This is a genomic window from Paenibacillus terreus, from assembly GCF_042138595.1.
In the GTDB taxonomy this organism is placed as follows: domain Bacteria; phylum Bacillota; class Bacilli; order Paenibacillales; family Paenibacillaceae; genus Paenibacillus; species Paenibacillus terreus.
This window is the reverse complement of record NZ_JBHIRX010000017.1, coordinates 91,110-113,530: the sequence shown is the minus strand read 5'-3', so window position 1 is coordinate 113,530 and position 22,421 is coordinate 91,110. Positions and strand designations below refer to the sequence as shown.

At 47.8% G+C, this 22,421-nt stretch carries 20 protein-coding genes and 1 pseudogene; 10 read left to right on the top strand and 11 right to left on the bottom strand.

Annotation, left to right across the window (positions count from 1 at the left end; all coding sequences use genetic code 11):
- Positions 1-21 precede the first annotated feature (21 nt).
- A complete protein-coding gene (locus tag ACE5KN_RS24480; RefSeq protein WP_375525529.1) occupies positions 22-1,044 on the bottom strand; it encodes a LacI family DNA-binding transcriptional regulator in 1,023 nt (340 codons plus the stop codon).
- A gap of 477 nt (positions 1,045-1,521) precedes the next feature.
- Here ACE5KN_RS24480 and ACE5KN_RS24475 point away from each other — a divergent pair, with 477 nt between their 5' ends.
- From ACE5KN_RS24475 to ACE5KN_RS24450, 6 genes are all read left to right on the top strand, one after another.
- Positions 1,522-2,808, top strand: coding sequence for an ABC transporter substrate-binding protein (locus ACE5KN_RS24475; RefSeq protein WP_375525528.1), 1,287 nt, complete (start codon positions 1,522-1,524; stop codon positions 2,806-2,808).
- Between the two features lie 156 nt (positions 2,809-2,964).
- Positions 2,965-3,861: a carbohydrate ABC transporter permease gene (locus tag ACE5KN_RS24470; RefSeq protein ID WP_375525565.1), complete on the top strand. Its 897-nt coding sequence runs from the start codon at positions 2,965-2,967 to the stop codon at positions 3,859-3,861.
- A complete protein-coding gene (locus ACE5KN_RS24465; RefSeq protein WP_375525527.1) occupies positions 3,854-4,678 on the top strand; it encodes a carbohydrate ABC transporter permease in 825 nt (274 codons plus the stop codon). Before ACE5KN_RS24470 ends, ACE5KN_RS24465 begins: the two co-directional genes overlap by 8 nt.
- 28 nt (positions 4,679-4,706) lie before the next feature.
- Entirely contained in the window at positions 4,707-7,754 is a 3,048-nt protein-coding gene (gene lacZ / locus ACE5KN_RS24460; protein WP_375525564.1) for a beta-galactosidase, LacZ type, read from the top strand.
- Between the two features lie 350 nt (positions 7,755-8,104).
- Positions 8,105-9,424 carry a transcriptional regulator gene (locus tag ACE5KN_RS24455; protein ID WP_375525526.1) on the top strand — a complete coding sequence of 440 codons (1,320 nt, stop codon included), beginning with the start codon at positions 8,105-8,107 and terminating at the stop codon, positions 9,422-9,424.
- A 290-nt stretch (positions 9,425-9,714) separates the two neighbouring features.
- Positions 9,715-10,395 carry a winged helix-turn-helix domain-containing protein gene (locus ACE5KN_RS24450; RefSeq protein ID WP_375525525.1) on the top strand — a complete coding sequence of 227 codons (681 nt, stop codon included), beginning with the start codon at positions 9,715-9,717 and terminating at the stop codon, positions 10,393-10,395.
- A gap of 47 nt (positions 10,396-10,442) precedes the next feature.
- Here ACE5KN_RS24450 and ACE5KN_RS24445 read toward each other — a convergent pair whose 3' ends face one another.
- Both ACE5KN_RS24445 and ACE5KN_RS24440 read right to left on the bottom strand, forming a co-directional pair.
- Positions 10,443-11,156, bottom strand: a complete 714-nt coding sequence (locus tag ACE5KN_RS24445; protein ID WP_375525524.1) for a hypothetical protein — start codon at positions 11,154-11,156, stop codon at positions 10,443-10,445.
- A gap of 117 nt (positions 11,157-11,273) precedes the next feature.
- A complete protein-coding gene (locus tag ACE5KN_RS24440) occupies positions 11,274-11,756 on the bottom strand; it encodes a hypothetical protein (RefSeq protein ID WP_375525523.1) in 483 nt (160 codons plus the stop codon).
- A 375-nt stretch (positions 11,757-12,131) separates the two neighbouring features.
- Here ACE5KN_RS24440 and ACE5KN_RS24435 point away from each other — a divergent pair, with 375 nt between their 5' ends.
- Together ACE5KN_RS24435 and ACE5KN_RS24430 are read left to right on the top strand one after the other, a co-directional pair.
- A complete protein-coding gene (locus tag ACE5KN_RS24435) occupies positions 12,132-12,311 on the top strand; it encodes a Spo0E family sporulation regulatory protein-aspartic acid phosphatase (RefSeq protein ID WP_375525522.1) in 180 nt (59 codons plus the stop codon).
- A gap of 250 nt (positions 12,312-12,561) precedes the next feature.
- Positions 12,562-12,882 carry a hypothetical protein gene (locus ACE5KN_RS24430; protein WP_375525521.1) on the top strand — a complete coding sequence of 107 codons (321 nt, stop codon included), beginning with the start codon at positions 12,562-12,564 and terminating at the stop codon, positions 12,880-12,882.
- Between the two features lie 440 nt (positions 12,883-13,322).
- On the opposite strand, the gene ACE5KN_RS24425 is transcribed toward ACE5KN_RS24430, so the two are convergent.
- The 4 genes from ACE5KN_RS24425 to ACE5KN_RS24410 form a co-directional block, all read right to left on the bottom strand.
- Positions 13,323-14,048 carry an ABC transporter permease gene (locus tag ACE5KN_RS24425; protein WP_375525520.1) on the bottom strand — a complete coding sequence of 242 codons (726 nt, stop codon included), beginning with the start codon at positions 14,046-14,048 and terminating at the stop codon, positions 13,323-13,325.
- The gene (locus tag ACE5KN_RS24420; protein WP_375525519.1) at positions 14,045-14,971 is read right to left on the bottom strand and encodes an ABC transporter ATP-binding protein; all 927 of its coding nucleotides are present in this window, start codon (positions 14,969-14,971) and stop codon (positions 14,045-14,047) included. The genes ACE5KN_RS24425 and ACE5KN_RS24420 overlap by 4 nt, the downstream gene beginning before the upstream one ends.
- A gap of 115 nt (positions 14,972-15,086) precedes the next feature.
- Positions 15,087-16,154 carry a sensor histidine kinase gene (locus ACE5KN_RS24415; RefSeq protein WP_375525518.1) on the bottom strand — a complete coding sequence of 356 codons (1,068 nt, stop codon included), beginning with the start codon at positions 16,152-16,154 and terminating at the stop codon, positions 15,087-15,089.
- Entirely contained in the window at positions 16,151-16,825 is a 675-nt protein-coding gene (locus tag ACE5KN_RS24410) for a response regulator transcription factor (RefSeq protein WP_375525517.1), read from the bottom strand. Before ACE5KN_RS24410 ends, ACE5KN_RS24415 begins: the two co-directional genes overlap by 4 nt.
- Before the next feature lie 203 nt (positions 16,826-17,028).
- On the opposite strand from ACE5KN_RS24410, the gene ACE5KN_RS24405 reads away from it, so the two are divergent.
- Positions 17,029-17,619, top strand: a complete 591-nt coding sequence (locus ACE5KN_RS24405; RefSeq protein ID WP_375525516.1) for a TetR/AcrR family transcriptional regulator — start codon at positions 17,029-17,031, stop codon at positions 17,617-17,619.
- Positions 17,620-17,711: 92 nt separating this feature from the next.
- Positions 17,712-17,906, top strand: a pseudogene (locus tag ACE5KN_RS24400) (rhamnogalacturonan lyase family protein); the annotation flags it as partial.
- A 76-nt stretch (positions 17,907-17,982) separates the two neighbouring features.
- On the opposite strand, the gene ACE5KN_RS24395 reads toward ACE5KN_RS24400, so the two are convergent.
- Genes ACE5KN_RS24395 through ACE5KN_RS24380 form a run of 4 tightly spaced genes read right to left on the bottom strand, consistent with a single transcriptional unit; the run spans position 17,983 to position 22,094 of the window.
- Positions 17,983-19,101 (bottom strand): GerAB/ArcD/ProY family transporter, encoded by a 1,119-nt coding sequence (locus tag ACE5KN_RS24395; protein WP_375525515.1) that lies wholly within the window; start codon positions 19,099-19,101, stop codon positions 17,983-17,985.
- A 22-nt stretch (positions 19,102-19,123) separates the two neighbouring features.
- Positions 19,124-19,357 carry a hypothetical protein gene (locus tag ACE5KN_RS24390; RefSeq protein ID WP_375525514.1) on the bottom strand — a complete coding sequence of 78 codons (234 nt, stop codon included), beginning with the start codon at positions 19,355-19,357 and terminating at the stop codon, positions 19,124-19,126.
- A gap of 5 nt (positions 19,358-19,362) precedes the next feature.
- Positions 19,363-20,556, bottom strand: coding sequence for a Ger(x)C family spore germination protein (locus ACE5KN_RS24385; RefSeq protein WP_375533171.1), 1,194 nt, complete (start codon positions 20,554-20,556; stop codon positions 19,363-19,365).
- Positions 20,557-20,567: 11 nt separating this feature from the next.
- The gene (locus tag ACE5KN_RS24380) at positions 20,568-22,094 is read right to left on the bottom strand and encodes a spore germination protein (RefSeq protein WP_375525512.1); all 1,527 of its coding nucleotides are present in this window, start codon (positions 22,092-22,094) and stop codon (positions 20,568-20,570) included.
- Positions 22,095-22,421 lie beyond the last annotated feature (327 nt).

Sequence of the window (22,421 nt, the reverse complement as noted above, 5' to 3'; positions counted from 1 at the left end):
AAACCTCCTCTATACATCTTTCTAGGTAGAACTGCGCACCACCAGGCGGGTGGGCAAAATAATTTTCTTGGGCAGCAGCCGGTTTCCGTTGATTCTATCGATCAGGTTGTCAACAGCGACCATGCCGATTTCCCTGGTCGGCACCTCGATTGTAGATAGTGGAGGATTGGAATACTTGGATACCTCAATATTGGATAGACCTATAACAGCCACTTCATTGGGAACGGAAATGCCGTTATTATACAAGCCGTTAAGGGCGGCCATGGCCATCAAGTCGCTCCCGGCAAAGAAGGCGGTTGGGTAATTGCCGGTTTTGCATAAATGATTGATTTTGTCGATACAGACTGCTTCATCCCACAGGCAATCAATCACCCAATCGGGATTGACGGACATTCCGGCAGCATGCATGCTGGCATAATACCCCCGATAGCGGCGGCTGTCCTTCAAGTTGCCCGTTAACCCGCTTCCCCCGATATATCCAATTCGGGTGTGGCCTTTGTCAATGAGATGGTTTACGGCCATTGCAGCGACATTGTAGTGATCATAACCCACATTATCGATATCCCCGCGTTCTGTATCGACACCCACGATATGGGGAACCTGCTTGCATATATACTCGTAGGTTTCGCTTTTCAAAGATTCCATCAGAATCAGGCCGGTAATGGGTTCGCTGAAGGTACTGGATAAGATTTTGTGATCATTCAGTTCGATTCCGGTCCGAATAAAGAAAATGTTATATCCTTTACTAAGCAATCTCTCTTCCACGCCGGATAAGATGGACATGAAATAAGGATCGTTGTACTTGTCTTTTGTCACACTTAATACACATCCGATTTTGATATGCGGCTTGCTTGCGGTCTGGCCCTTCTGTGCAGTTTTTCGCTTTGGGCGCGAACTGATTTTATAATGAAGCTGAGTAACCGCTTGCCAGACTCTTTCTTTGGTTTCTTCCGTGATTTTATAGGTGGTGTCATTGTTTAAAACTCTGGATACGGTGGCTGTGGATACATTCGCTAATTTCGCAACATCCCGGATCGTACTCATGGATAAACACTTCTCCTTTGAAAATACTGGTGATCACCATTTAGAGTGTATAGGAATGCTGCATTGTTCAAACAATATTAGCCCTGAGTTGCTGATTGTTGCGTTGCTTTGTTGCGTGGATTTGTTTCGTAATTAAAATGTACAAGTATTTGCGGGTGAAATCAATATGAAATGACTAAACAAAATACGATTTTTACGCAACAAACAACGTAGATGGGAATGCAACAAAAACTGTGACCATGCGTTCAAAGTGACGTCCTGTTGAACAGGATGCTGCTAAAAAAAATGCCAAAATCAAAAGAAAGTACCATATGAAAGCGTTATCCAGCTGCATGACATAATAATAAAACAAATCTTAGCAAAGATATTTATAGCTGGCCCAAAAGCGCGGGTGGTAAGATGATCATGCTGAAGGGAAACGCTTTCAGTAAAGGGTTTCAAGGAAACTTACACTATATAGAAACAGGGGTTGAACACATGAAAAAAATGCTTTTGCTCTTGTTGGCATGCGTATTTGTATTGTCCGCTTGTTCGAGCGGCGGGGGCGCAAAAGAAGGGGCGGCTTCGGATCCCAATAAAAAAGAGATCACGGTCTGGGCCTGGGACCCTAACTTTAATATCGCCGCACTGAATATCGCGAAGGAATTGTACACTGCCAAAAATCCGGATGTGAAGATCAACATCGTGGAATATGCGCAGGCCGATATCGTGCAAAAGTTGAACACCGGCCTGAACTCCGGTACAACGAAAGGACTGCCAAACATCGTGCTGATTGAGGATTACCGGGCGCAGAACTTCCTGCAGGCTTACCCGGATGCATTCCATGACATGACGAACACGATTGATCCTGCAGCCTTCGCGGATTACAAAATCGGACCGACCAGCGCGAACGGCAAGCAGTATGGCGTTCCGTTCGACTCCGGTGTTACCGGATTGTATGTAAGAACGGATTACCTGGAGCAGGCAGGCTACAAGGTTGAAGATTTGACGAACATTACATGGGACCGTTACATCGAGATCGGTAAAGACGTGAAAGCGAAAACGGGCAAGGACTTCCTGTCACAGGACCCGAACGACCTCGGTCTGATCCGTATGATGCTGCAGTCCGCAGGCTCCTGGTATCTGAAGGAAGACGGCAAGACGCCTAACATTGCCGGCAACCCTGCGATGAAGGAAGCGCTGGAAACTTACAAGAAGCTCATGGATGCCAACATCGTGACCATGACGTCTGACTGGAGCCAATTCCTGGCCGCCTTTAACAGCGGTAATGTGGCAACCGTTCCGACAGGCAACTGGATCACACCTTCCATCAAGGCGGAAGCTTCCCAATCCGGCAAATGGGCTGTTGTACCGTTTCCGAAAATGGCCGGCAATAACTCTGTGAACGCTTCGAACCTTGGCGGCAGCTCATGGTATGTCATGAACATGGACGGCCAGGATACGGCGGCGGACTTCCTGAAGGAAACCTTCGGTTCGGACACCCAGTTGTATCAACAAATGGTTACGAAGATCGGTGCCATCGGCTCGCTGAAAGCAGCAGCCACCGGACCGGCTTATGATGAAGGACAGGAATTCTTTGGCGGACAAAAAATCTATGCTGACTTCGCCAAATGGTCGGAGCAAATTCCGAATGTCAACTATGGTCTGCATACGTATGCCATTGAGGATATCCTGGCTGTTGAAGTTCAAAACTTCATGAATGGCAAGGATGTTGACTCCGTCATCAATGATACCCAGGCACAGGCGGAAGCGCAGCTGAAATAACGCTGGCAGGCGCTGAAAACGAGCCATAGACAAAGAAAACAGGCACGCGACCCCTTGAGGAATGCTGGGCAGGGATATCGCGTGCCTGTTTAAACAAGGAGCTGAGTGTACATGAGAGAAGCCAAACCGGGTCTCGCCGGACCCGCCAAATCACAGATGGGAGCCCCCAAGTCCGGCCTGTCCGGACGGGTCAAAGCGGGCCTGACCGGCTGGCTGTTCATCGCCGCTGCGGTCATTATGATCTTCACTTTTTATTTTTATCCGATGCTGCGGGCTCTGATCCTGTCCTTCCAGACAGGAACGGGAACCAACCTTACGTTTACCGGCATTGACAACTATACACGGCTGTTTACGGACTCCATGTTCCTGACCGCCGTCAAGAATACGTTTATTTATCTTATTTTCCAGGTCCCGCTGATGGTGATTCTGGCGTTATTCATTTCCGTACTGTTGAATGATAAAAACCTGAAATTCAAAGGATTTTTCCGCACGGCGATCTTCCTGCCCTGCATTACGTCGCTCGTTGCTTACTCTGTCGTATTTAAATATCTGTTCTCCGGGGACGGGCTGGTGAACTCATTCCTGCTGAATCTGCATATTATTGGCGAGCCGATTCAGTGGATTACCGATCCGTTCTGGGCCAAGGTAACGATCATCATCGCGATTACGTGGCGCTGGACGGGCTACAACATGATTTTCTACCTGTCGGGTCTGCAAAATATCGATTCATCGATTTACGAGGCGGCCCGGATTGACGGAGCATCGTCGATACGGCAGTTTTTCAGCATTACCGTACCGCTGTTGAAACCAATCATTCTGTTTACGTCCATTACATCGACGATCGGTACACTGCAGCTCTTCGACGAGGTTGTGAATATTACCAAAGGCGGTCCCGGCAATGCCACGACAACCATCTCGCACTACATTTATAATCTATCCTTCAAATATTCGGCCGACTTCGGTTATGCGGCAACCGTGTCTTATTCAATCGTCATCATGATCATTATCTTGTCATTCATTCAGTTTAAAGCGGCAGGTGAGCGAAATGGGTAAAACCAAGACGGTTTTCACATATATATTTCTGAGTGTGGCGGCGTTTGTGTCCATTTTTCCTTTTTTGTGGATGCTGGTCAGCTCCACGAATACTTCGGTGGATGTGACGAAGGGCAGGCTGCTTCCCGGCTCCTTCCTGGGCGAGAACATCAGCAAGCTCCTGGGGCAGGTGGATATTCTGACGGCGCTGGGCAACTCGGCCAAAATATCGATCACGACCACCGTACTGGCTCTGCTCATTTCCTCCCTGGCGGGATATGGCTTTGAAGTGTACAGAAGCCGGGCGAAGGACGTCGTTTTCAACATTCTGCTGTTATCCATGATGATCCCTTTTGCGGCGCTCATGGTTCCGCTCTACCGGATGTTCGGGTCGATTACGAATTTCGTTCCAGCGATAGGTATCGATACGCTGGCGGCGGTGGTGATTCCAACGTTTGCGACGGCGTTCCTGATCTTCTTCTTCCGGCAAAGCTCCAAAATGTTCCCGAAGGATCTGCTGGAAGCAGGCCGGATGGACGGCCTGTCGGAGCTGGGCTTGTTCTTCCGGGTGTATGTGCCGACAATGAAGACGACCTATGCTGCCGCTGCCATCATTACGTTCATGTCGAGCTGGAACAATTACCTGTGGCCGCTGATCGTGCTGCAGACTCCTGAAAATCAGACGGTTCCGCTGCTCATTTCCAATTTGGGCTCAAGCTATTCGCCTGACTATGGGGTTATTATGATCGCGATTGTCATCTCGACGCTGCCGACCGCGCTGGTGTTCTTTGTGATGCAGAAGCATTTTGTAGCTGGCATGGTGGGATCGGTAAAATAATCTGCTTACATGGGAGTGAATTTCTTTGGTGGGAGTAAAGAACGCAAGAGTGAAAGAGTGGAGTCTGGACTGGTTGTCGGATGTGAGTGTGTTCGCGGTCAACCGGCTGCCCGCTTATTCGGACCACAAATACTACAGAACAGTACAGGAAGCGGAAGCGCAGGGGCCCATGGAAATGCGCCACAGCCTGAACGGTACGTGGAAATTCAACTATGCCGCAAATCCGGCCAGCCGTCCGCAGTCTTTTTACCAGCAGAATTTTGACGTGAGCGGTTGGGGCTACATTACCGTACCCGGGCATATCCAGACGCAGGGCTACGGGCAGATGCAGTACGTGAACACAATGTATCCGTGGGATGGACATCATGAGCTGCGGCCGCCGCAGCTTCCGGAGGGAGACAATCCGGTCGGCAGCTATGTGACGAGCTTCCGTCTGCCGGATTCCATGAAGGACCGGCCTGTTTTCATCTCCTTTCAGGGTGTGGAAACGGCGTTTTATGTATGGCTGAATGGTCATTTTGTCGGTTATGGGGAAGACAGCTTCACCCCTTCCGATTTCGAGCTGACTCCTTTCCTGCAGGAGGGGGAGAACCGGCTGGCGGTGGAGGTGTATCAGAGAAGTACGGGCGCATGGCTGGAGGATCAGGATTTCTGGCGTTTTTCCGGTATTTTCAGAGACGTGTACCTGTACACCATTCCTGACATCCATGTCCGTGATGTGAAAGTGCAGGCCGGGCTGGATGATTCCTATACGAACGGTACGCTGCAGCTGGATTTGACGCTGGAGCAGGAAGCAGCGGCTCGGGTGCGGGTGGACGTCAAGGATGCGGACCAGCAGATTGTTGCTTCGTTGGAGGGGGCTTTCTCGGGCGGAAAGTTGTCTCTCTCAGGAAGTATTGAGCAGGTCAGCCCGTGGAGCGCGGAGCAGCCTTACCTGTACACCTTGTACATCCATGTCTTTAACGAGGCTGGCGAACTTGTGGAAGTCATTCCGCAGAAAGCAGGCTTCCGCCGCTTCGAAATGATCAATAAAGTGATGTGCCTGAACGGCAAACGTGTCGTGTTCAAAGGCGTAAACCGCCATGAGTTCAACTGCCGCACGGGGCGGGCCATCACGAAGGAAGATATGCTGTGGGATATCAGGACCTTGAAGCAAAATAATATGAATGCGGTCCGCACCTCCCATTATCCGAACCAGACGTTGTGGTATGAGCTGTGCGATGAGTACGGAGTTTACGTCATTGATGAGATGAATCTGGAGACGCATGGATCGTGGCAGAAGCTTGGAGCAGTCGAACCATCCTGGAATATTCCGGGCAATCTGCCGGAATGGCAGGATATTGTCATGGACCGGGCGGTGTCGATGGTGGAGCGGGATAAGAACCATCCGTCCATTCTGATCTGGTCCTGCGGCAATGAATCGTATGCGGGCGAAGTGATTTTGAATGTAGCGAATTACTTCAGAGCGGTGGACCCAAGCCGGCTGGTGCATTATGAGGGTGTCTTCCACAACCGCGAGTACAACGACACAAGCGATATGGAAAGCCGCATGTATGCCAAGGTGGCCGATATTGAGCAGTATCTGAACGATAACCCGCAGAAGCCATATATCAGCTGCGAGTATATGCACGCGATGGGCAACTCTGTGGGTGGCATGCACAAGTATACGGAGCTTGAAAATAAATACGAGATGTACCAGGGCGGATTTATCTGGGATTACATCGATCAGGCTGTGGTGAAAAAGAACCGCTACGGCAAGGAGTACCTTGCCTTTGGCGGCGATTTCGACGACCGGGCGACGGATTATAACTTCTGTACGGATGGCATTGTCTACGCGGACCGGAAGCTGTCCCCCAAAATGCAGGAGGTTAAATTCCTGTATCAGAATATCAAGCTGTTCCCTGACCGTAGCGGAGTGACTGTGAAAAATGAAAACCTGTTCACGGGAACGGAAGCGTACGATCTCGTGTACAGCCTGCTGCATGAAGGGCGGGAAGTCTATCGTGGCGTTGTGCAGCCTGAGGTGGCCGCGGGAACTGAGGCATTCATCGCGTATGAGCTGCCGGATGTGGCTGCTGCTCCGGGCGAATATGTCGTTCATGCTTCGCTCGTACTGCGCGAGTCTGCGCTGTGGGCGCCTGCCGGACATGAGATCGCCTTCGGCCAGCATATTTTCCAGGTGGAGGATTCGGCACTTGCGCAGCTGCCTGCGGGTGAGCTGAAGGTCGTCCAGGGAGACGTGAACATCGGTGTACATGGCAGCAATTTCACGGTGATGTTCTCGAAGGGGGCCGGCAGCTTGACCTCGCTCCGTTACGGCGGACGGGAGATGATTGCCATGCCGCCGGCGCCGCTCTTCTGGCGGGCCACCACCGATAATGACAAAGGTTTTTCCTTGGGGTACGAGGCGGGTGCCTGGTTCGCCGCAAGCCTGGCGCGCAAATGCACGGATATTGTGCTTGAGGAAGGCGAGGGCAGCGTGACGGTTACTTTCCGTTACAGCTTCAGCGTGCATGCCGGGATTGAAGCGGCCACGGCTTATACGGTGTATGCGGATGGCAGTGTGCGGGTGAAGACTGCGTACAAGGGTGCTGCCGGGCTGCCGGATTTGCCGATTTTCGCCCTGACGTTCAAGGTACCGGCGGACTACCGCCATCTGGATTGGTATGCAATGGGGCCGGAGGAGAATTACGCGGACCGCGCCTTTGGGGCAAGGCTGACGACCTTCCGCAACGAAGCGGCGGACAATGTGTCCGGTTATGTCGTTCCGCAGGCATCCGGCAACCGCACCGGGGTGCGTCGTGTGGACATCACGGACGATCTGCAGCACGGCATCCGCATTACGGCACCAGCATCGGCTCCGGTCGAGGCCAACATCTCGCCGTACACCGCGTTTGAGCTGGAGAGCGCCTATCATCTGTATGAGCTGCCCGAGGTGCACTATACGGTGATCACGGTAGCAGGCCGGCAGATGGGCGTGGGCGGAGACGACAGCTGGGGAGCTCCGGTTCATGAGGAGTATCGTATTAAAGCGGACCAGTCGCTGGCGTTTGAATTTACGATTCAGCCGCTGTAAGCGTAGGCAGAAGAACAGCACATCCGAGTTCAGTCGGTTCTCGTATAATGGGACCGACCGAACATCGGATGTGCTTTTTTGTGTAAGTCGGGCTTTCCTAGTTCGTTTGGTGAAAGATATATTCTGTTTGCTTCTCATACGATTTGACGAAGTTGTATGAAGGTATTGAAGGAGCAGATACAAATCTACAAATAATAATTCACTTCATAAATACTGGTCATATATACTATAATATATGTATATAGTTTCCATAGATATATAAAAATTGAAATATAGAAAGGAGGATTCCATTGCACACAGCTACGATTCGGACGGAAGTCAGAAGCTATTTGCAGGAGCATCACCTGAACATGAGTGAATTTGGCGCCGTGGCCGGACTGAATCCGGGGACGGTGAGTGGCATTGTCATGGGTAACCGCTCGATAGCTGTACATCAACTGGACTGCATCACGAAAGCGATGGACAAGCCAGAAGATTATTTCTATAACCGTTATGTGCAAGAATATATGCTAGATGCGCCTTTGAATTGGCGGAGAGTCAAGCCTTTTTTGCAACGGTGTATGGAATTGAACAGATTGGACTGCATAGCAAAAGTCGTGGATGTGTTAATGGAGAACGTTACATACTATGCTCCACTGGTGTTTGAACTGGCAGAGGATTTTTTTGCCCAGGAACGATATGAGGCAGCGGCATTGCTCTATAAAAATGTTGCGTTTAGCGAGAAGCATCAGCATTCGGAACGACTGGCGGTGTGCCAATACAGGCTGTTCAAGATTCGGATTGGTGACGATCAGGTGCAGAATCTAAAGGCAGCAGTGGAATTCGGTCCTTATGCGGAACGACTCGATGAGCTGGAGCAACTGGACGCCTTAAAGGACTTGGCGAACCTGTACCGTTCAATGGGGCACTGGGATAAGGTATTCGAGCTAGCTCAGGATATGGGTCGTAAGGCGAGAATCTTATATGATCTTCGACATAATTCCGCCCGTTTAGATCACGATGTTTCCCACAAACTGAGCAGGCCGTTCTTCTTTTATGTAGCCTACTCGGATTTTTTAATGGCAAGTGCAAGTGATGAAAAAGGTGATTATGCCAAGGGTCTGGAGCATATCCGAGCTTATGCTGATTTGAGCTGGGTAAAGGAGCAGGATGAGGACACCAGGCAGTGGATGGCTTCTTTTCAGCAATGGGCTAATGTGAATACATGCGTAAATAGGCTAATGTCAGGAGACATCAGTGTGTTGCCAGAATATATTGAGTATATCGAAGGAAAGAAAGAAGTATTTGCAGAGCTTCTGAATGTAGTGGAAGTTGCCAATAGGCATAATCTAGATATCGATCCTATCCTAGAACGATTTGAGCATCAGCTTAAACAGGAGCGGGATCGGGAATCGGAGGATATTTACTCTTATCAGGTTCTTAATGAAGAAGAGGCTAAATACTGGTATGAGTTATCAAAATATCAGCTACATAGAAAAAATTACTCTCATGGTTTTAAAAATTTGATCGATTGTTTGCAAAGAGCGGATAAAATTAATAATAAGGTACTTATGATGAATTGTGTAGGCTTGTTTGAGTATTTCAGATCAGTTGCAACATCAGAAATCAAGACACAGTACAATGTTCTTATAAGAGAGGTGTGGGAAAGGAATGGTCAAAAAGGCGACTAATTACTTAGTAAGCTTAAGCCTTGTTCTAGTCATCTTTGTAGCATTACCTATCATAGATCAGATTCAGTTACCTAATATTATTCAGCCTATGGGCCATATAGGTGGCGGCTGATGCACAACTTATTAATGTTACCTGTTCTAGCCAGCCTTTTCGCTGGCTTTTTTATTTGCCCATATTCCAAAGTTATAAAATGACAAACTTTTTCATATGAGTACAAAATAAATACTAAACTATTGAAAAAATAGGTATAATTTCTTGTTTTTTGTCGTGATATGGAGGGATATCAGGAATGAATGTTGCTCTTTGTACAGATGAAGAAAGCATAATTCGATTTCTTAGTTATCTGCTTAATAATGCTCCTTTCACAGTGATTTCAAGAGATAATCTGACTTCTTCTAACTACGAAATATACAGTCATATTATACTTGGTGTAGATCAGATTAATGCGAAGGATTGGGAATTCCTTCGGATTGCTATAACAAGTGGGGCAAGAGTATATTTAATGATTCAGAACGATATTGCAATAAGTGAGGAGTTACGTGCTAAACGAATGGGGATCATTAGTGTACTAAAAAATCCTAATTATTATCTCATGCAAGATGATGTAAAGGACTTAGATAAGGTACTTTCTCAGTTGTCATATTCAGTACATACAGTTAGAGAAGATAAAAATACAGTTCCTATTCATATCGGGCGGGATACTTTTTTTCATCCCGAACAGCTTTGGGTGCAGTATGGTAACATGAAAAACGATTTAACGGAAAAGCAGGCAAAACTGCTCCAGTATTTTCTGGATCACGAAGGAGAAATTGTGTCTAAGTTTGATTTGGCAGACTACATATGGGGAGGATACATTAAGCCTGAAGGGATTCCGAAAGTCGTAACTCGTTTGAAGGATAAGCTTGGACCAGCAGCCGCTCTTATTAATTCCAGGGCTGTAGGTGGATTCATATATATCAGTGGGAAGTGACTCATTAGAGTAGATGTTATCTGTATGAGTCACTTTTTTGTCCCTCCCTAGGGATTGAACTCGTGGCTTTCGAGTAATAACAAATCTATCATCGATATGCTGTCAAGCCCGGCAATAGCTTGAAGATCGAATCTTGGCTTTTGTAATCTGACAGAGGTAAACCATACTTGATCGTGTTTGACCAAGGCGGTAACACATATACGATCAAATGCCGGCTGGAAATACTGCACAATGCTCACCCGCAGCTTGTCATCCAGTTTGCAGATAGGTGTGGCAAATACTACGAAATCAAGACCGTCTTTCTGTCCCTCCCAATAACGCATTAGCAGTAATTTAATAAGCGGGTTACTCAAGCTGGCAGGAACAGACTTGTGCCCATGATCCTCCTTTTCTCTATCGTAAATAACAATATCTGCGTACCTATCGTCAAAAGGATCATAATCCTCTAGCGTATCGAACAGTGTAAATAACTCAGCCCAATAAATATATTCTTCAGGTAGCTGTCTGGAACGAACCAGCTTTTGAATATCCCACCTTGGGCCAAGCTCCAAATTAATCAAGCTAACTTGATAATAATCTTCGTGCTTGTGTACCTGCACGTTCTTGAAGAAATTCTCGTACATTTTTAAATCCAGCTTGTGAAAATCATCCAAATCAATGTACAAAGCCGTGTTGTATTCATAGGTTTTATTGTTAACGAAATAATGGCTCATGATGATGTGTAGCGGGTAGGAATAGCCAGAAAAGATGGTAGTATCCATACAGATATCCTCCTTATTTGACTAAATCACAGCTATTATACCTCATTATGATACTAACAAAAATACCCAACCCCATCTTTATAAAAAGTAGATGAGGCTGGGATGGCTAATCTTAGTTTAAAGGACAACTGCTACATTAGCTGGTGTTACGTTAATTTGCTGCCACGTACCGGAGGTTGTTCTCACTTGAATGTTAACCGTAGGTTTGTATACCCCTGGTGTTGCGTAAACTAAGGTAAAATCGTCGCTCCATGTTTTTTTACCTATGGCGTCTGATCCTGAACCAGTAGTATACGCCCCGTCTCCCCAGTTTACACGGTATTGCAAATCAGTAATAGTCTCCGGCATCCATAGGATAACAGACAATTCAAATACATTGCTACTCCCATCAACACGCGATAGTGTGATTTGTCCGACTCCTATTGCTTGCGGACTAACTTCTGTATTCGGAGTTACAGCAGAATCTTGTTCAACTACTGTTGATTGAGAAGGCTCGGTGTAAGTTATCCCGGTTACAGATTGTTCACTGGCGAAAACTGAGAGCGCATTCATAATGGATAATGCTAATACAATTATGAAGCTAAAAAGTTTCTTTTTCATAAACAACCTCCCTGATCCAATTATTCATGCCGAAAAGCTGGGTTCTGAGTTCATATCCCTGTTGTTTATTAGTTTTTTCTTGTGCTTCCTGTCTTCGACAGACTTGTTTGGCTTGAATGTAATGACTTGAGGTTATTGATACATGTGCAAGCCTCCTTTGATTGTTAGATTATGGTATGGTCTTTATGTATACCATACTTTGATTTTATTTCATCTATTATCCAGTAGATACAGTCAAAGCAGGGACAAGTTGCAAGCAAAATAAGGACAAAAAGAAGACATATCATGGACACAGTATTTTCCAAAAAAAAATATGATAATAGAATTTTTCATAACCCTCTACTTTGAAAGCTAGCAAGGGAGGGGACGAAAATCATGATGACAGCGATCATGCAACAGATTGAAAAGGAACGTCAGAAATTGCATGACTTGCAGGCACAGTTTGGTACGCTTGATGAACGGGTACTATTGCAATCGATGCTACTCGATGAACTGATCAATAAGTACTACCGAATACGGACTGCAGAGCAACGTCGTTGCTCGTATAATAAGTAAAGACTATGCCTAGCTTAGAGGATTAAACCTAAATTCATGGAAATGAGCCAATGAAAAGTTTGGAAATAAGGACTGTGCTATATTGGGAAAAGCAGGGTTCAGAATCATATTAGCCAGGCTGCTCTCGATCTTTGATTCTTTACGGGTGACATACAAACAGGGTAAGGTTCATGTCCAGATCACCTTGTCAAGTACGGATTCAATAACGGAAATTAATAAAATATATCAAAAGTTGCATGAGGAATCCTGGTTGAACCCATTCATTTTATCCCTTTTAAGCAAAGGAAAGGGCCGTCACTCGGAAGGCATTCCTTATGTCGCGTACCAGTATCAGCCAGATGTAGCCGAACTTACTGGAATTGAAGTTAATGCGGAAGAAAGGATTTTCATAGTTTTCGTTCAACAACAACTTGAACTATCTCCCTATTTTCTATTCTACTGTGTAGGCTGGAGCGAAGAAGATATTACGGAAAGTAAGGAATTGAAGAAATTAGCCAAGTATTTCAAAAAGATATGTTTTCTTTCAACATCCAATCCTTTTCTGTCGCAGATGCTGATCATATACAACTAAATGGCAGGGATAGCCGAAATCGGAGCTTAACAAGAACAAGGCGGCGTACGTGATCATCTTAACGGACTGCAATGCCCTTATTTCGGCAAAATCAAGCGTTTATGGAATGTTAACGGACCCCATAGCCTTTATTTAGCATTTACAAGAATGCTATGGGCCATTTTCAGGCAAATAAGATCTTCCCGGTCCGTTAGGGCAATGATATTCCGCCTTTTGAGGTAAATAAGATCAATCGAGTCCGTTAGCGGTAAGGATGACGATTCCTCGCTTCATCAGTTTGTTGTTTCAGGTGGTTCATCACGTGCACAGAAAATTAACATGACCCAAAGAAGAGGTGTTTTGATCCCATTCGTTGTGGTCATGTTCTGTACACGCTTGAACGACCTTTTTCCACTGAGTGCAGACTTGTGATGTTTTTTAAGTTATATTTTTTCCATAATTTATCTCTGATCTGTATAACGCCACCATGCCAAGGTGCCGGCGAATCCGACAGCTCCGGTCACTAAAAGAATGGTATAGCTCGCACCATGCAATATTCCGACACCTGCCATCCCCGTTCCCCCAGAACTGAAATGCAGCGTTTGCAGCGCCGGAATGGCCCATGGTACATAGGGACCGACCGGGCTTGGCCCAAGAATTAACGCCGATACTAATGTCAGGAAAACAAACCCGATCGGAGCCAGCCACCCGCGTGACCAACATGCTATAAAAGCGACAAGTGTGCACAGCAGCATATTGAAAACAGCAGTTAAGCCGAACACGCCAAAGGCTTGCCAAATCATATCCACTGATAATCCGGGCAGTCCCACAATCATTCCCAAGCCAAGCACATAAACAAATAAGACCACTGAGATCAACACACAGCTCACGAGAACCGCTGCATATTTCGCCAGCACCATGTTCAGGCGCGACACAGGCAAGGCCAGCAGATCTTTTAGCGTGCGATCCGCATATTCGCGGCCGAATAACCAGCTTGTCAGAAAACCAAAGCCGATGGAGCCCAAAATCGTAAACCGATAGACCGCACCGCTCAGATAGGAATGCCAATCCGGTTGTCCTACTTCTTGTGAAACGACGGCCATGACAAACAGAAGTGTTAACCAGGGAACTAAAGAACGGCGTAATTTGTAAATTTCAACCCTGAGAGCAGCAATGAAATAGTTCATTTCGCATCTCCTCCAATCATCCCGACACTTCTCAAAAAGTACGACTCCAGACTTTCTTCTTCAACCTTCAGCAGCGATGGCGGCAGATCAGCATGCACTAACAGCTGCGCAATCTGTTCCGGATGCCGGATGGCATGCTCACTTGTGACTTCAAGCCATCCATTTTCGGACAAATGAACGGTATATCCCTCGTCCGCCAGCTTGGCTCTTGCCGCTTCTGTTTGCTGCGTATCTACCCACAGGCGTCTGTGGAATGCCTGGTTCAGCTCTCCTGCGCTCATTTCCTGAATCAAGCGGCCTTGATGGATAATGCCGATCCGAGACACCATCTTGGACATCTCCTCCAGAATATGACTGGATATAAAGATTGTGACGCCATGATTGCGGGCCAGATCCTGAAGCAGTTGCCTGACTTGAACAATGCCGGCCGGATCCAGGCCATTGGTAGGCTCGTCCAGGATCAGAATATCCGGATTATGGATCAGCGCTTTCGCGAGGCCGAGTTTCTGCGCATTTCCCAGGGACAGGTCTTTCGCCTTCGTGTGCTCATAGAAGGTCAGCTTCAGCTTCTCCAAGACTTCATCAATTGGTTTCGTACCGGAAAGCCGCCGCAGACGGCAGATGATCTCCAGGTTCTCCCGCACGGTGAATGAAGGATAAGCGTAAGGCGTCTCTACAAGGTACCCAACCCGCTGCCACAAACTAGGATCGCCGGCATCCACCGGTTTACCGTTCAGCAGGACAGTTCCGGAAGTAGGACGGATCATGCCCAGCAGAAGCCGAATGATCGTCGTTTTCCCTGCGCCGTTGAGCCCCAGAAAGCCATAGATTTCACCTTTTTTGACAGAAAGGGAAATGCTGTCAAGCACCTTCCGATCTCCATATTGTTTAATCAAGTTGCGTGTTTGAATCATTTCTGACATCGATCAGCACTCCTTGTTTTTAAGGTATCTCTCCTCGGAGTTATCGTACAACAAGTGAGTAAACTGAATTTAAATCGAAAACCCCAAATAATTACATTTTATATGCGTGTGGTGTCTAATTCGGCAACGTTACAGTAAAAGTTGTCCCCGCACCCGGAGTGCTGCGCACACGGACACCGCCGCCGTGCAAATCCACAATTTTTTTGGCGATGGACAGACCGAGCCCGCTGCCTTGATTCGAACGGTCTCTTGATTTGTCCGCTTTATGGAAACGCTCGAAAATTCGCTTTTGATCTTCCTCTGAAATACCTATTCCCGTATCCGATACGTGAACCTCGATCGTTTTGCCATGCTGGTGCAATTCAACCCGTATCCTGCCGCCCTTAGGTGTAAATTTAATGCTGTTGTGAATCAAATTGATCCAAACCTGGCTCATCCTGTCTTCATCCAGCATGCAGGTTACTTCGTCCAGGAAAGCCTCCACATCGACTTTTTTTCCTCTCCATTGCGGTTCACAGGCCAGAATCAGGTCCCTGATCTGCTTGTCCAGACGGTATGGCCGCTGCTGCAGGTTCATACTCTCCGATTCGAGAACGGCAAGCTGAAGCAAGCTGTCGCTTAGCTTGGACAGACGTGCGCTTTCGCTTTCAATAATGCTTAAATAGAGCTTTCTCTCTGCGATGCTTAATAGATCATTGCTCTGCAGGACCTGGGCAAACCCCCGGATGGATGCAAGAGGGGACTGGATTTCATGAGATACATTGGAGATAAACTCCTGCCTCATATTCTCCATCTGCTCTAAATCCGCAGCCATGTTATTCACGCTCTTCACCAATTCGTCGAACGATTTGTGTTCATTGAATGGTTCCTTCAGTCTGGCTTTGTAGTCGCCTTTGGCGATTCTCTCCAACACGTGGATGACGGCGTTAAAGGAATCGATATATTTTGCGATGTTTCCGTATTTCAGGTAGTACCTTGCCAGTAATAAGAGGGCTATCAAAATCAGCCAAGTGAGGCCCTGGCCATAAATAGATTCTTCTGCCGGAGCATGCCCAGTGGTAAAAAGAATGATGCGTGCAAAAAGTCCGGCCAGCGCGCCGCAGCCAATGATAATTGCGAAAATGACAATGAATAAAACGAACCCTCGAAGTATCGTATCTTTTCGCGAAAGCCCTTTTTTCACGAATAGACCTCCAGACAATAGCCAAGCCCCCGCACGGTTCGGATGGCAAACGAATGATTGGTTTCCGGAAAACGCTGCCGCAGCCGGTTGATGTGCACATCCAGCGTCCGTTCGTTTCCATCGAATTCATATCCCCATATGTCCGTTATGAGCTGTTCCCGCGAAAATGTTTTATTTGGATGACTGGCCAATTTGAACAAAAGCTCGAATTCCTTGAGTGGCAGAAAAACGATGGCTTTATCCACGGTAACTTCATAGTTTCTACGGTTGATAAACAATTCACCAATTTGCACCGTTTGGGACGATACAATTTGATAACGCCTCAACAATGCCTTGACCCGCACCACTAATTCCAGCGGCTCGACAGGTTTAACCAGATAATCATCGGTGCCGAATTGGAATCCCTTCACTTTCTGAGAGATTTCACCTTTAGCCGTGAGCATAAGCAACGGAAGATCATAGTGAGTCCGCAGTTCCCGACACAGCTGCCAGCCATCCATATTCGGCATCATCACATCAAGTATGACCAGATCAACTTTTAAGGTCTCCAGCAGGGAAAGAGCTTCGATTCCATCGGAGGCTTCGTACAGGTCACAGCCTTCGTTGTCCAAAATAGCTTTCACCAACTTGCGAAAGTGGGGATCATCATCGACGACCAATATTTTATTCATGATGACTTACAGCTCCTTTCCGGCAATGGACATCACAACTGTCAGGATACTTGAGACAGAAAAGCCGAATTGATAAACCGAAGTTATAAAGTGCATTTTGTATGTTATTTCGAATGGATTATACACTCCAAGTATATAAAGTACAAGTTGTACGCTAATTTGTGATATTCTTATTAAAAGAGATCAATCGGGAGGAAATACTGATGGCCATGGAACGAAGAAGAGGAGAAAAACTGGAAGTGGCAATTCTGGAAGCAGCATATGAAATTCTTTCAACAACAGGATATGAGCATATGACCTTTCAAAACGTTGCAAAACAGGCGAAAACGAGCAGAACCGTAATCTACGGGCGTTATCATAACCAGGCTGATCTCCTGTATGCGTTGGTGCAATACAGATACAGGCAGGCGCTCGGCGGGAAATTGATTGATTTGGTGCAGGAACAAGGGAGCCTGAGAGAGGATTTATTGGCTGCTTTAGAGCTGTACCAGCAATTTTTGGAGGCGGTGGGTCCGGAGCTTACGAGCGCTATTTTGTTTGAGTTAAGCCAGAAAAATGAACACTTCCGGGAGCTCTCCATCAGGGGACGTGAAAGCAATATGGACATGATGAAGAAAGTACAGGAGTTTGCCAGACAACGAGGGGAAATCAAGCATGAATTTTCGGTCATGCAAATGAGTTTGCCGTTTGATATTCTGCGTTTTGAGAATATGGTGCGTGGCGGGAACGTATCGAAAGAGTACCTGAATCAGTTGGTTGATGAGGTGTTAATGCCGGTTTATATGAATGAATGATAATTTTTAGGCTCAACCTAGAAATGGGGAGCTTGGTCCGTTAGATCATGAGGTATGCCGTATTGTCAAGCGCCGACCGGGGTGTGGCCACCAGCAGCGCGCTGAGAATTTATTCAACCACCGATATAGCGGATTACCGAATTCGTACGTTAATGCATGATCCGGTATATCGCCTTGCAATTGCGTGGCAGAATACAGGTTACAATCAGCCCCCGCATACCGGCTTCTACCTGGGAACAGGCATGGATACACCGTCGCGCCCGAACATCTACCTGACCAGCGACTAATCTTAACAGAGAGTTGAATGTCGGCTTTCGATGCTTCCGGAAGCCGTCTTTTTCTCAGCAGGAGGGCTTGACCCGACTATTGCTGAGTCTGGGGCTGTTTATTCCGCTTGCCGGATTGCTTAAGCGCATTTACTCCAAGAAGCAGCAGCGGAATAACCAGGCTGAGCGTGATATTCCAGCTGACCCAAAACGGCGGAATCGTTTTAATGTAAAAGATCATATCAGGAGATAGCAGCTCCACCAATCCGAAGGCCAGCAGGCCGGTTGGCAGAATCAGCAAGCGGCGGCTGTGCAGACGGAACAGCTGGGCTGTGCCAAGCGTGAAGCCGTAAAAATATAATAAGGTTTTGAAATAGGTGGAGATGAACCAGGCAAAACCCATCAAGGCCTCAATCCGCTGCAGAAATTCCCCGATGTTGATCTTCTGGGCAAGCACGTAGGCTGCAAAGAAATGCTGCTCTGTGAGATAGACGCCCAGCACCGTAGCGGAAAGCAGCACAATCAGGTTAAGTCCAAGAGCGCCCAGAATAACCCCGAAGAGAATGTCCCGGTTGGTGTGCTTCTGAACGCGTGCGTAAGGATAGATCATCAGAATGATCAACACTTCTCCAAAAGGGTAAAAGACGCCGAATTTGACAGCTTCCAGCAAGGTAGGAACAGGAGTGTCCATCATCGGCAGCAGCCGGTCCCAGTGTGCTTGCGGCAGCAGCAGGACAAGCAGCCCCACCAGAAAAAAGATAAACATCGGCAGAAAGACCTCGGCGGATCTGCCAATGACCTCCAGACCCAGATATACACCACAGACGACCAGAAACAGCACCATAAACCGGATCACGCTGCCTGGCGTGCGCTCATAGATCTGCGTACCTGTAAAATCCTCGATTTCTCTAATGTAAATGCAGCCTGCAATTATAAAATACTGCAGATAAAACAAGGCGACAGCGCCACCCGCCCATTTTCCCAAAATGGTTTGTACACTTTCGATCAAAGTCAATCCAGGGTGGAGACAGTACAGCTTGAGCAGCAGCCAGATCAGGGCAGTGCCCAACGGTATGCTTACCACAGCGGCAATCCAGGCATCCTGCTTCGCAATATAGCACATAATTTCAGGGTATACGAGCGCCATGTCCCCCACGAGTGTCAGCAATACCAAAATCGTCAGCTGCCTTGTGTTAATCCTCCCATTTTCCAACATCTGATATACCTCCGCCGTTTCATCATTGGAACCATGAGCCAAGCCAACTGTTGACGGGTCCGTACAGCCATAACAGAAAATTTAACAGGCTGGGAGTCCGCCTTTGCGGTGCTGCCAGCGATGTGCTGATTACGCCGGCTGCCAGGATAACGCCATAAACGAGCCAGTCCCTTTTGTGACGGGTACGGTTCAGTAAAGGTAAATCAAGCAGGAAGAGACATAGCGCCACCGCGAGGACTAATATCCAATATTTCAAGTCCATTACTCCTTCATGTCGCGTATGATGGAATTGCCTGTGACTCCTATTCTGTTGATCAGAACATTCGCGGCGTAATGGACCTCGATGTTCTTCAGATAGTCGGTGGCACCTTCTTTTCTGAGCTCACGCCATGCCTTGGGATCGTCCTTATAGATGAGCTGCCCGAACCCAAGCGCGTCCGAATTGTATTTATCGATCAAGGTATCCACAGTGGTTTCCATTAACCGGACCACCCGTTTCTCGCCTTCCTGCTCCAGCTTGGCAAGCGCCGAAGGGGTGGTGATATCCATGCCGCTTTGCACAGCCTGAATATTGGCAACCAATGAAGCATGAAGGTAAATATGCGGTTTGCCATTTATGATTTTGACCTTGCGCTTCGTATGACTGGATAACGCCTCCACCACAATTTTTTTGCCGTCGTTTCCGAAAATAGCCCCCGAATTGGTATACACCCGGTCCATTGCATAACTGAAGCCAATGCTTTCCAACTCATTCAGCCAACCGACAAGCCGATCCTTGCGGAATACCGCCACGTCGCCAAAATGCAGCTTGGTTGCGGGCTGAATATTCTGAATGTTTTTCACTTGACCGCCTCCGGACTTGCCGATAATCTCTACTCCTGTCAATACCGGCTGCTGGCCTTCCGTGACCAGGCTGTTCATGAATTCGTCCATCTGAACGGTAATGGTGGCGGCTGTAGCTTTATCGGAGGCCTTGGCAGATTTAAACATACTATTGGCTGGAATCTTCTCAAGCGGTGTGAACACACTGAGCACCTCGGAGGCTTTCGCGTGCTTGGCGACCAGGATATAATAATCCGTCCGCATCTCCCGGCTGCGCTTCAGGACATCAAGCGTTTCAGCCATTCCTGAACGTGCAAGCTCTTCACCGATGATCAGAACCCGGACGTGACCGAGATAGCTTTGCCGGGGACTTTTTAATGTGAAATTTCGAAAGGCTTCGTATACGGTTGGAACTTTGTAGGTGTACAAGGTTACGGGGGTTCCCCCGCCACCGCCCGCGGATTCAATTTGAGATGGGATCACCACCTGCATGGATACCTTGTAACCGTCTTTGGCTTTATCGATCCCGAGTCCGAGCACAAAAGCAATTTCGTTAAGCTCCTGGTTTTCCCAGCAGCCGGATAACAGGGGCAGGACGGTAAGAACGGCAAGCAGACGGAGGACAAGTCGCATAAGCTTCCCCTTCATGATTCCGAATCTCCTTTTCTGCCCCACTGCCGCTTCAAGGTCTTGGGTTGGTTTCCCTTGGGATATGTCCGCAAGGATGTCCAGGGGAAGCGGAACAGGGAATCCTTGAGATCATTGGGTACAATGGGGCCCAGAGGACTCATGTACGGCACCCCGAACGAGCGCAGCGAGGTAAGATGCAGGACCAGCAGAATCAGACCGAACAGAATGCCGTATAAACCGATAAACGCTGCCAGTGCCATTAAAATAAACCGGATGATCCTGGCGCTGATGGACATGCCCATCTCCGGAATGACAAAGCTTGCAATCGCGGTAATGGAGACGATGATCACCATGGCTGAAGAAATAAAGCCGGCATCCACAGCGGCCTGTCCGATGACAAGCGTTCCTACAATGGAAATGGCTTGTCCGATGTTTTTCGGAATACGCACGCCTGCCTCACGCAAAATCTCGTAGGTTATCTCCATGAACATGGCTTCCACAAATGCCGGAAATGGAACCCGTTCTCGCTGTGCCGCCAGACTGATGACCAGTGTGGTCGGAATCATCTCCTGATGGTAAGTGGTCAGCGCGATATAAACGGCTTGTGCGAGAATAACAATAGTGAAAGCCAAAAACCGGATGAATCGCAACAGGGTTGCGATATCCGAGCGTTGGTAGTAATCCTCCGCAGATTGCAGGAACGTAATGAAGAAGGTTGGGACCAGCAGCACAAAAGGAGTGCCATCCACAAGTATGGCAACCTTGCCTTCAAGAATATCCGCCGCTGCCGTATCGGGCCGGTCGGTGTTGTATATTGTGGGGAATGGAGTAATCCTTTTATCCTGAATGAACTCTTCAATGTAGCCGCTCTCCAGAATACTGTCCGTGTCAATGGCATTCAGCCGCCGGCGCACCTCTTCCAGCACCTCCGTGTTCACCAGATGCTGCAGATACATGATGGTCACGTTGGTTTTGGTGGTACGGCCGATTTCAAAGTTCTCCATCCACAGCCGGCTGTCTTTGATCCTGCGCCGGATCAACGTTGTGTTGGTCCGCAGATTCTCCGTAAAACCCTCCATGGGACCCCGGACAACCGCCTGCGAATTGGGTTCGCTGACAGCTCTCTCTTCCCAGCCCGGTGCTGTGATAGAAATAAACTTTGCGCTCCCTTCCAGCAGGAAAACGGCGCTGCCGGAAAGCAGGTTTTTCAGCAGGCTGCCGGAATCGGAAGCGATGTTTACATCAGCGGCCGCAAGCACGTGCTTCATCAAATAATCCAACTGCTCATCGGGGGATTGGGCTTTGAATACCTCGGCTGGCGCTTTCCCTACCAGTGCTCCCAGAACGGACTGATGCAGTACCTGCATGTCTACCATTCCATCCACATACAGCAGGGCCGCGCCTGTATGCTCTGCCAGAACGAGATGGCGGATGACCAGATCCGGGCTGCAGCCCATTGAGCCGCGGATCCCAAGGATATTTTGTTCCAGCGATTCTGTTAGCTCCGTAAACTCTGGGGTTCTACCGTCTGATGATCTCATGCCAGCCTCCTTGGAAGGTGGAGTTGTCGGTAGATTACCCCAAATTACGGTAATTATGCAGGAGATTTCTGATCAGGGAAATGAAAGAACAAACCGAATGGCATAAGATATGAGGTGCGAGCTTTGGGAGTGTGTGTTCAGGAGTATTAAGTGGGGACATAGCTCTTTTTATTCGACCATTAGGGAGATCCATATAAGTAGAATGTAAAAGATAATAGGGATAGCAATTTTATCCGCAGCCCAGCCAAAGAATGTAATCCCGAGCCTAAGAGCTACATCGGGTCTGGTGACAGGGCAAACTGTTTGTGTCCCCCCATACATACAAAT

Bases quoted from the DNA above. Each gene is read 5' to 3' on its own strand.
- ACE5KN_RS24480 (WP_375525529.1), bottom strand. From the start codon at position 1,044: ATGAGTACGATCCGGGATGTTGCGAAATTAGCGAATGTATCCACAGCC.
- ACE5KN_RS24475 (WP_375525528.1), top strand. From the start codon at position 1,522: ATGAAAAAAATGCTTTTGCTCTTGTTGGCATGCGTATTTGTATTGTCC.
- ACE5KN_RS24470 (WP_375525565.1), top strand. From the start codon at position 2,965: ATGGGAGCCCCCAAGTCCGGCCTGTCCGGACGGGTCAAAGCGGGCCTG.
- ACE5KN_RS24465 (WP_375525527.1), top strand. From the start codon at position 3,854: ATGGGTAAAACCAAGACGGTTTTCACATATATATTTCTGAGTGTGGCG.
- ACE5KN_RS24455 (WP_375525526.1), top strand. From the start codon at position 8,105: ATGAGTGAATTTGGCGCCGTGGCCGGACTGAATCCGGGGACGGTGAGT.
- ACE5KN_RS24450 (WP_375525525.1), top strand. From the start codon at position 9,715: ATGAATGTTGCTCTTTGTACAGATGAAGAAAGCATAATTCGATTTCTT.
- ACE5KN_RS24445 (WP_375525524.1), bottom strand. From the start codon at position 11,156: ATGGATACTACCATCTTTTCTGGCTATTCCTACCCGCTACACATCATC.
- ACE5KN_RS24440 (WP_375525523.1), bottom strand. From the start codon at position 11,756: ATGAAAAAGAAACTTTTTAGCTTCATAATTGTATTAGCATTATCCATT.
- ACE5KN_RS24435 (WP_375525522.1), top strand. From the start codon at position 12,132: ATGATGACAGCGATCATGCAACAGATTGAAAAGGAACGTCAGAAATTG.
- ACE5KN_RS24425 (WP_375525520.1), bottom strand. From the start codon at position 14,048: ATGAACTATTTCATTGCTGCTCTCAGGGTTGAAATTTACAAATTACGC.
- ACE5KN_RS24420 (WP_375525519.1), bottom strand. From the start codon at position 14,971: ATGTCAGAAATGATTCAAACACGCAACTTGATTAAACAATATGGAGAT.
- ACE5KN_RS24410 (WP_375525517.1), bottom strand. From the start codon at position 16,825: ATGAATAAAATATTGGTCGTCGATGATGATCCCCACTTTCGCAAGTTG.
- ACE5KN_RS24405 (WP_375525516.1), top strand. From the start codon at position 17,029: ATGGCCATGGAACGAAGAAGAGGAGAAAAACTGGAAGTGGCAATTCTG.
- ACE5KN_RS24395 (WP_375525515.1), bottom strand. From the start codon at position 19,101: ATGTTGGAAAATGGGAGGATTAACACAAGGCAGCTGACGATTTTGGTA.
- ACE5KN_RS24385 (WP_375533171.1), bottom strand. From the start codon at position 20,556: ATGCGACTTGTCCTCCGTCTGCTTGCCGTTCTTACCGTCCTGCCCCTG.
- ACE5KN_RS24380 (WP_375525512.1), bottom strand. From the start codon at position 22,094: ATGAGATCATCAGACGGTAGAACCCCAGAGTTTACGGAGCTAACAGAA.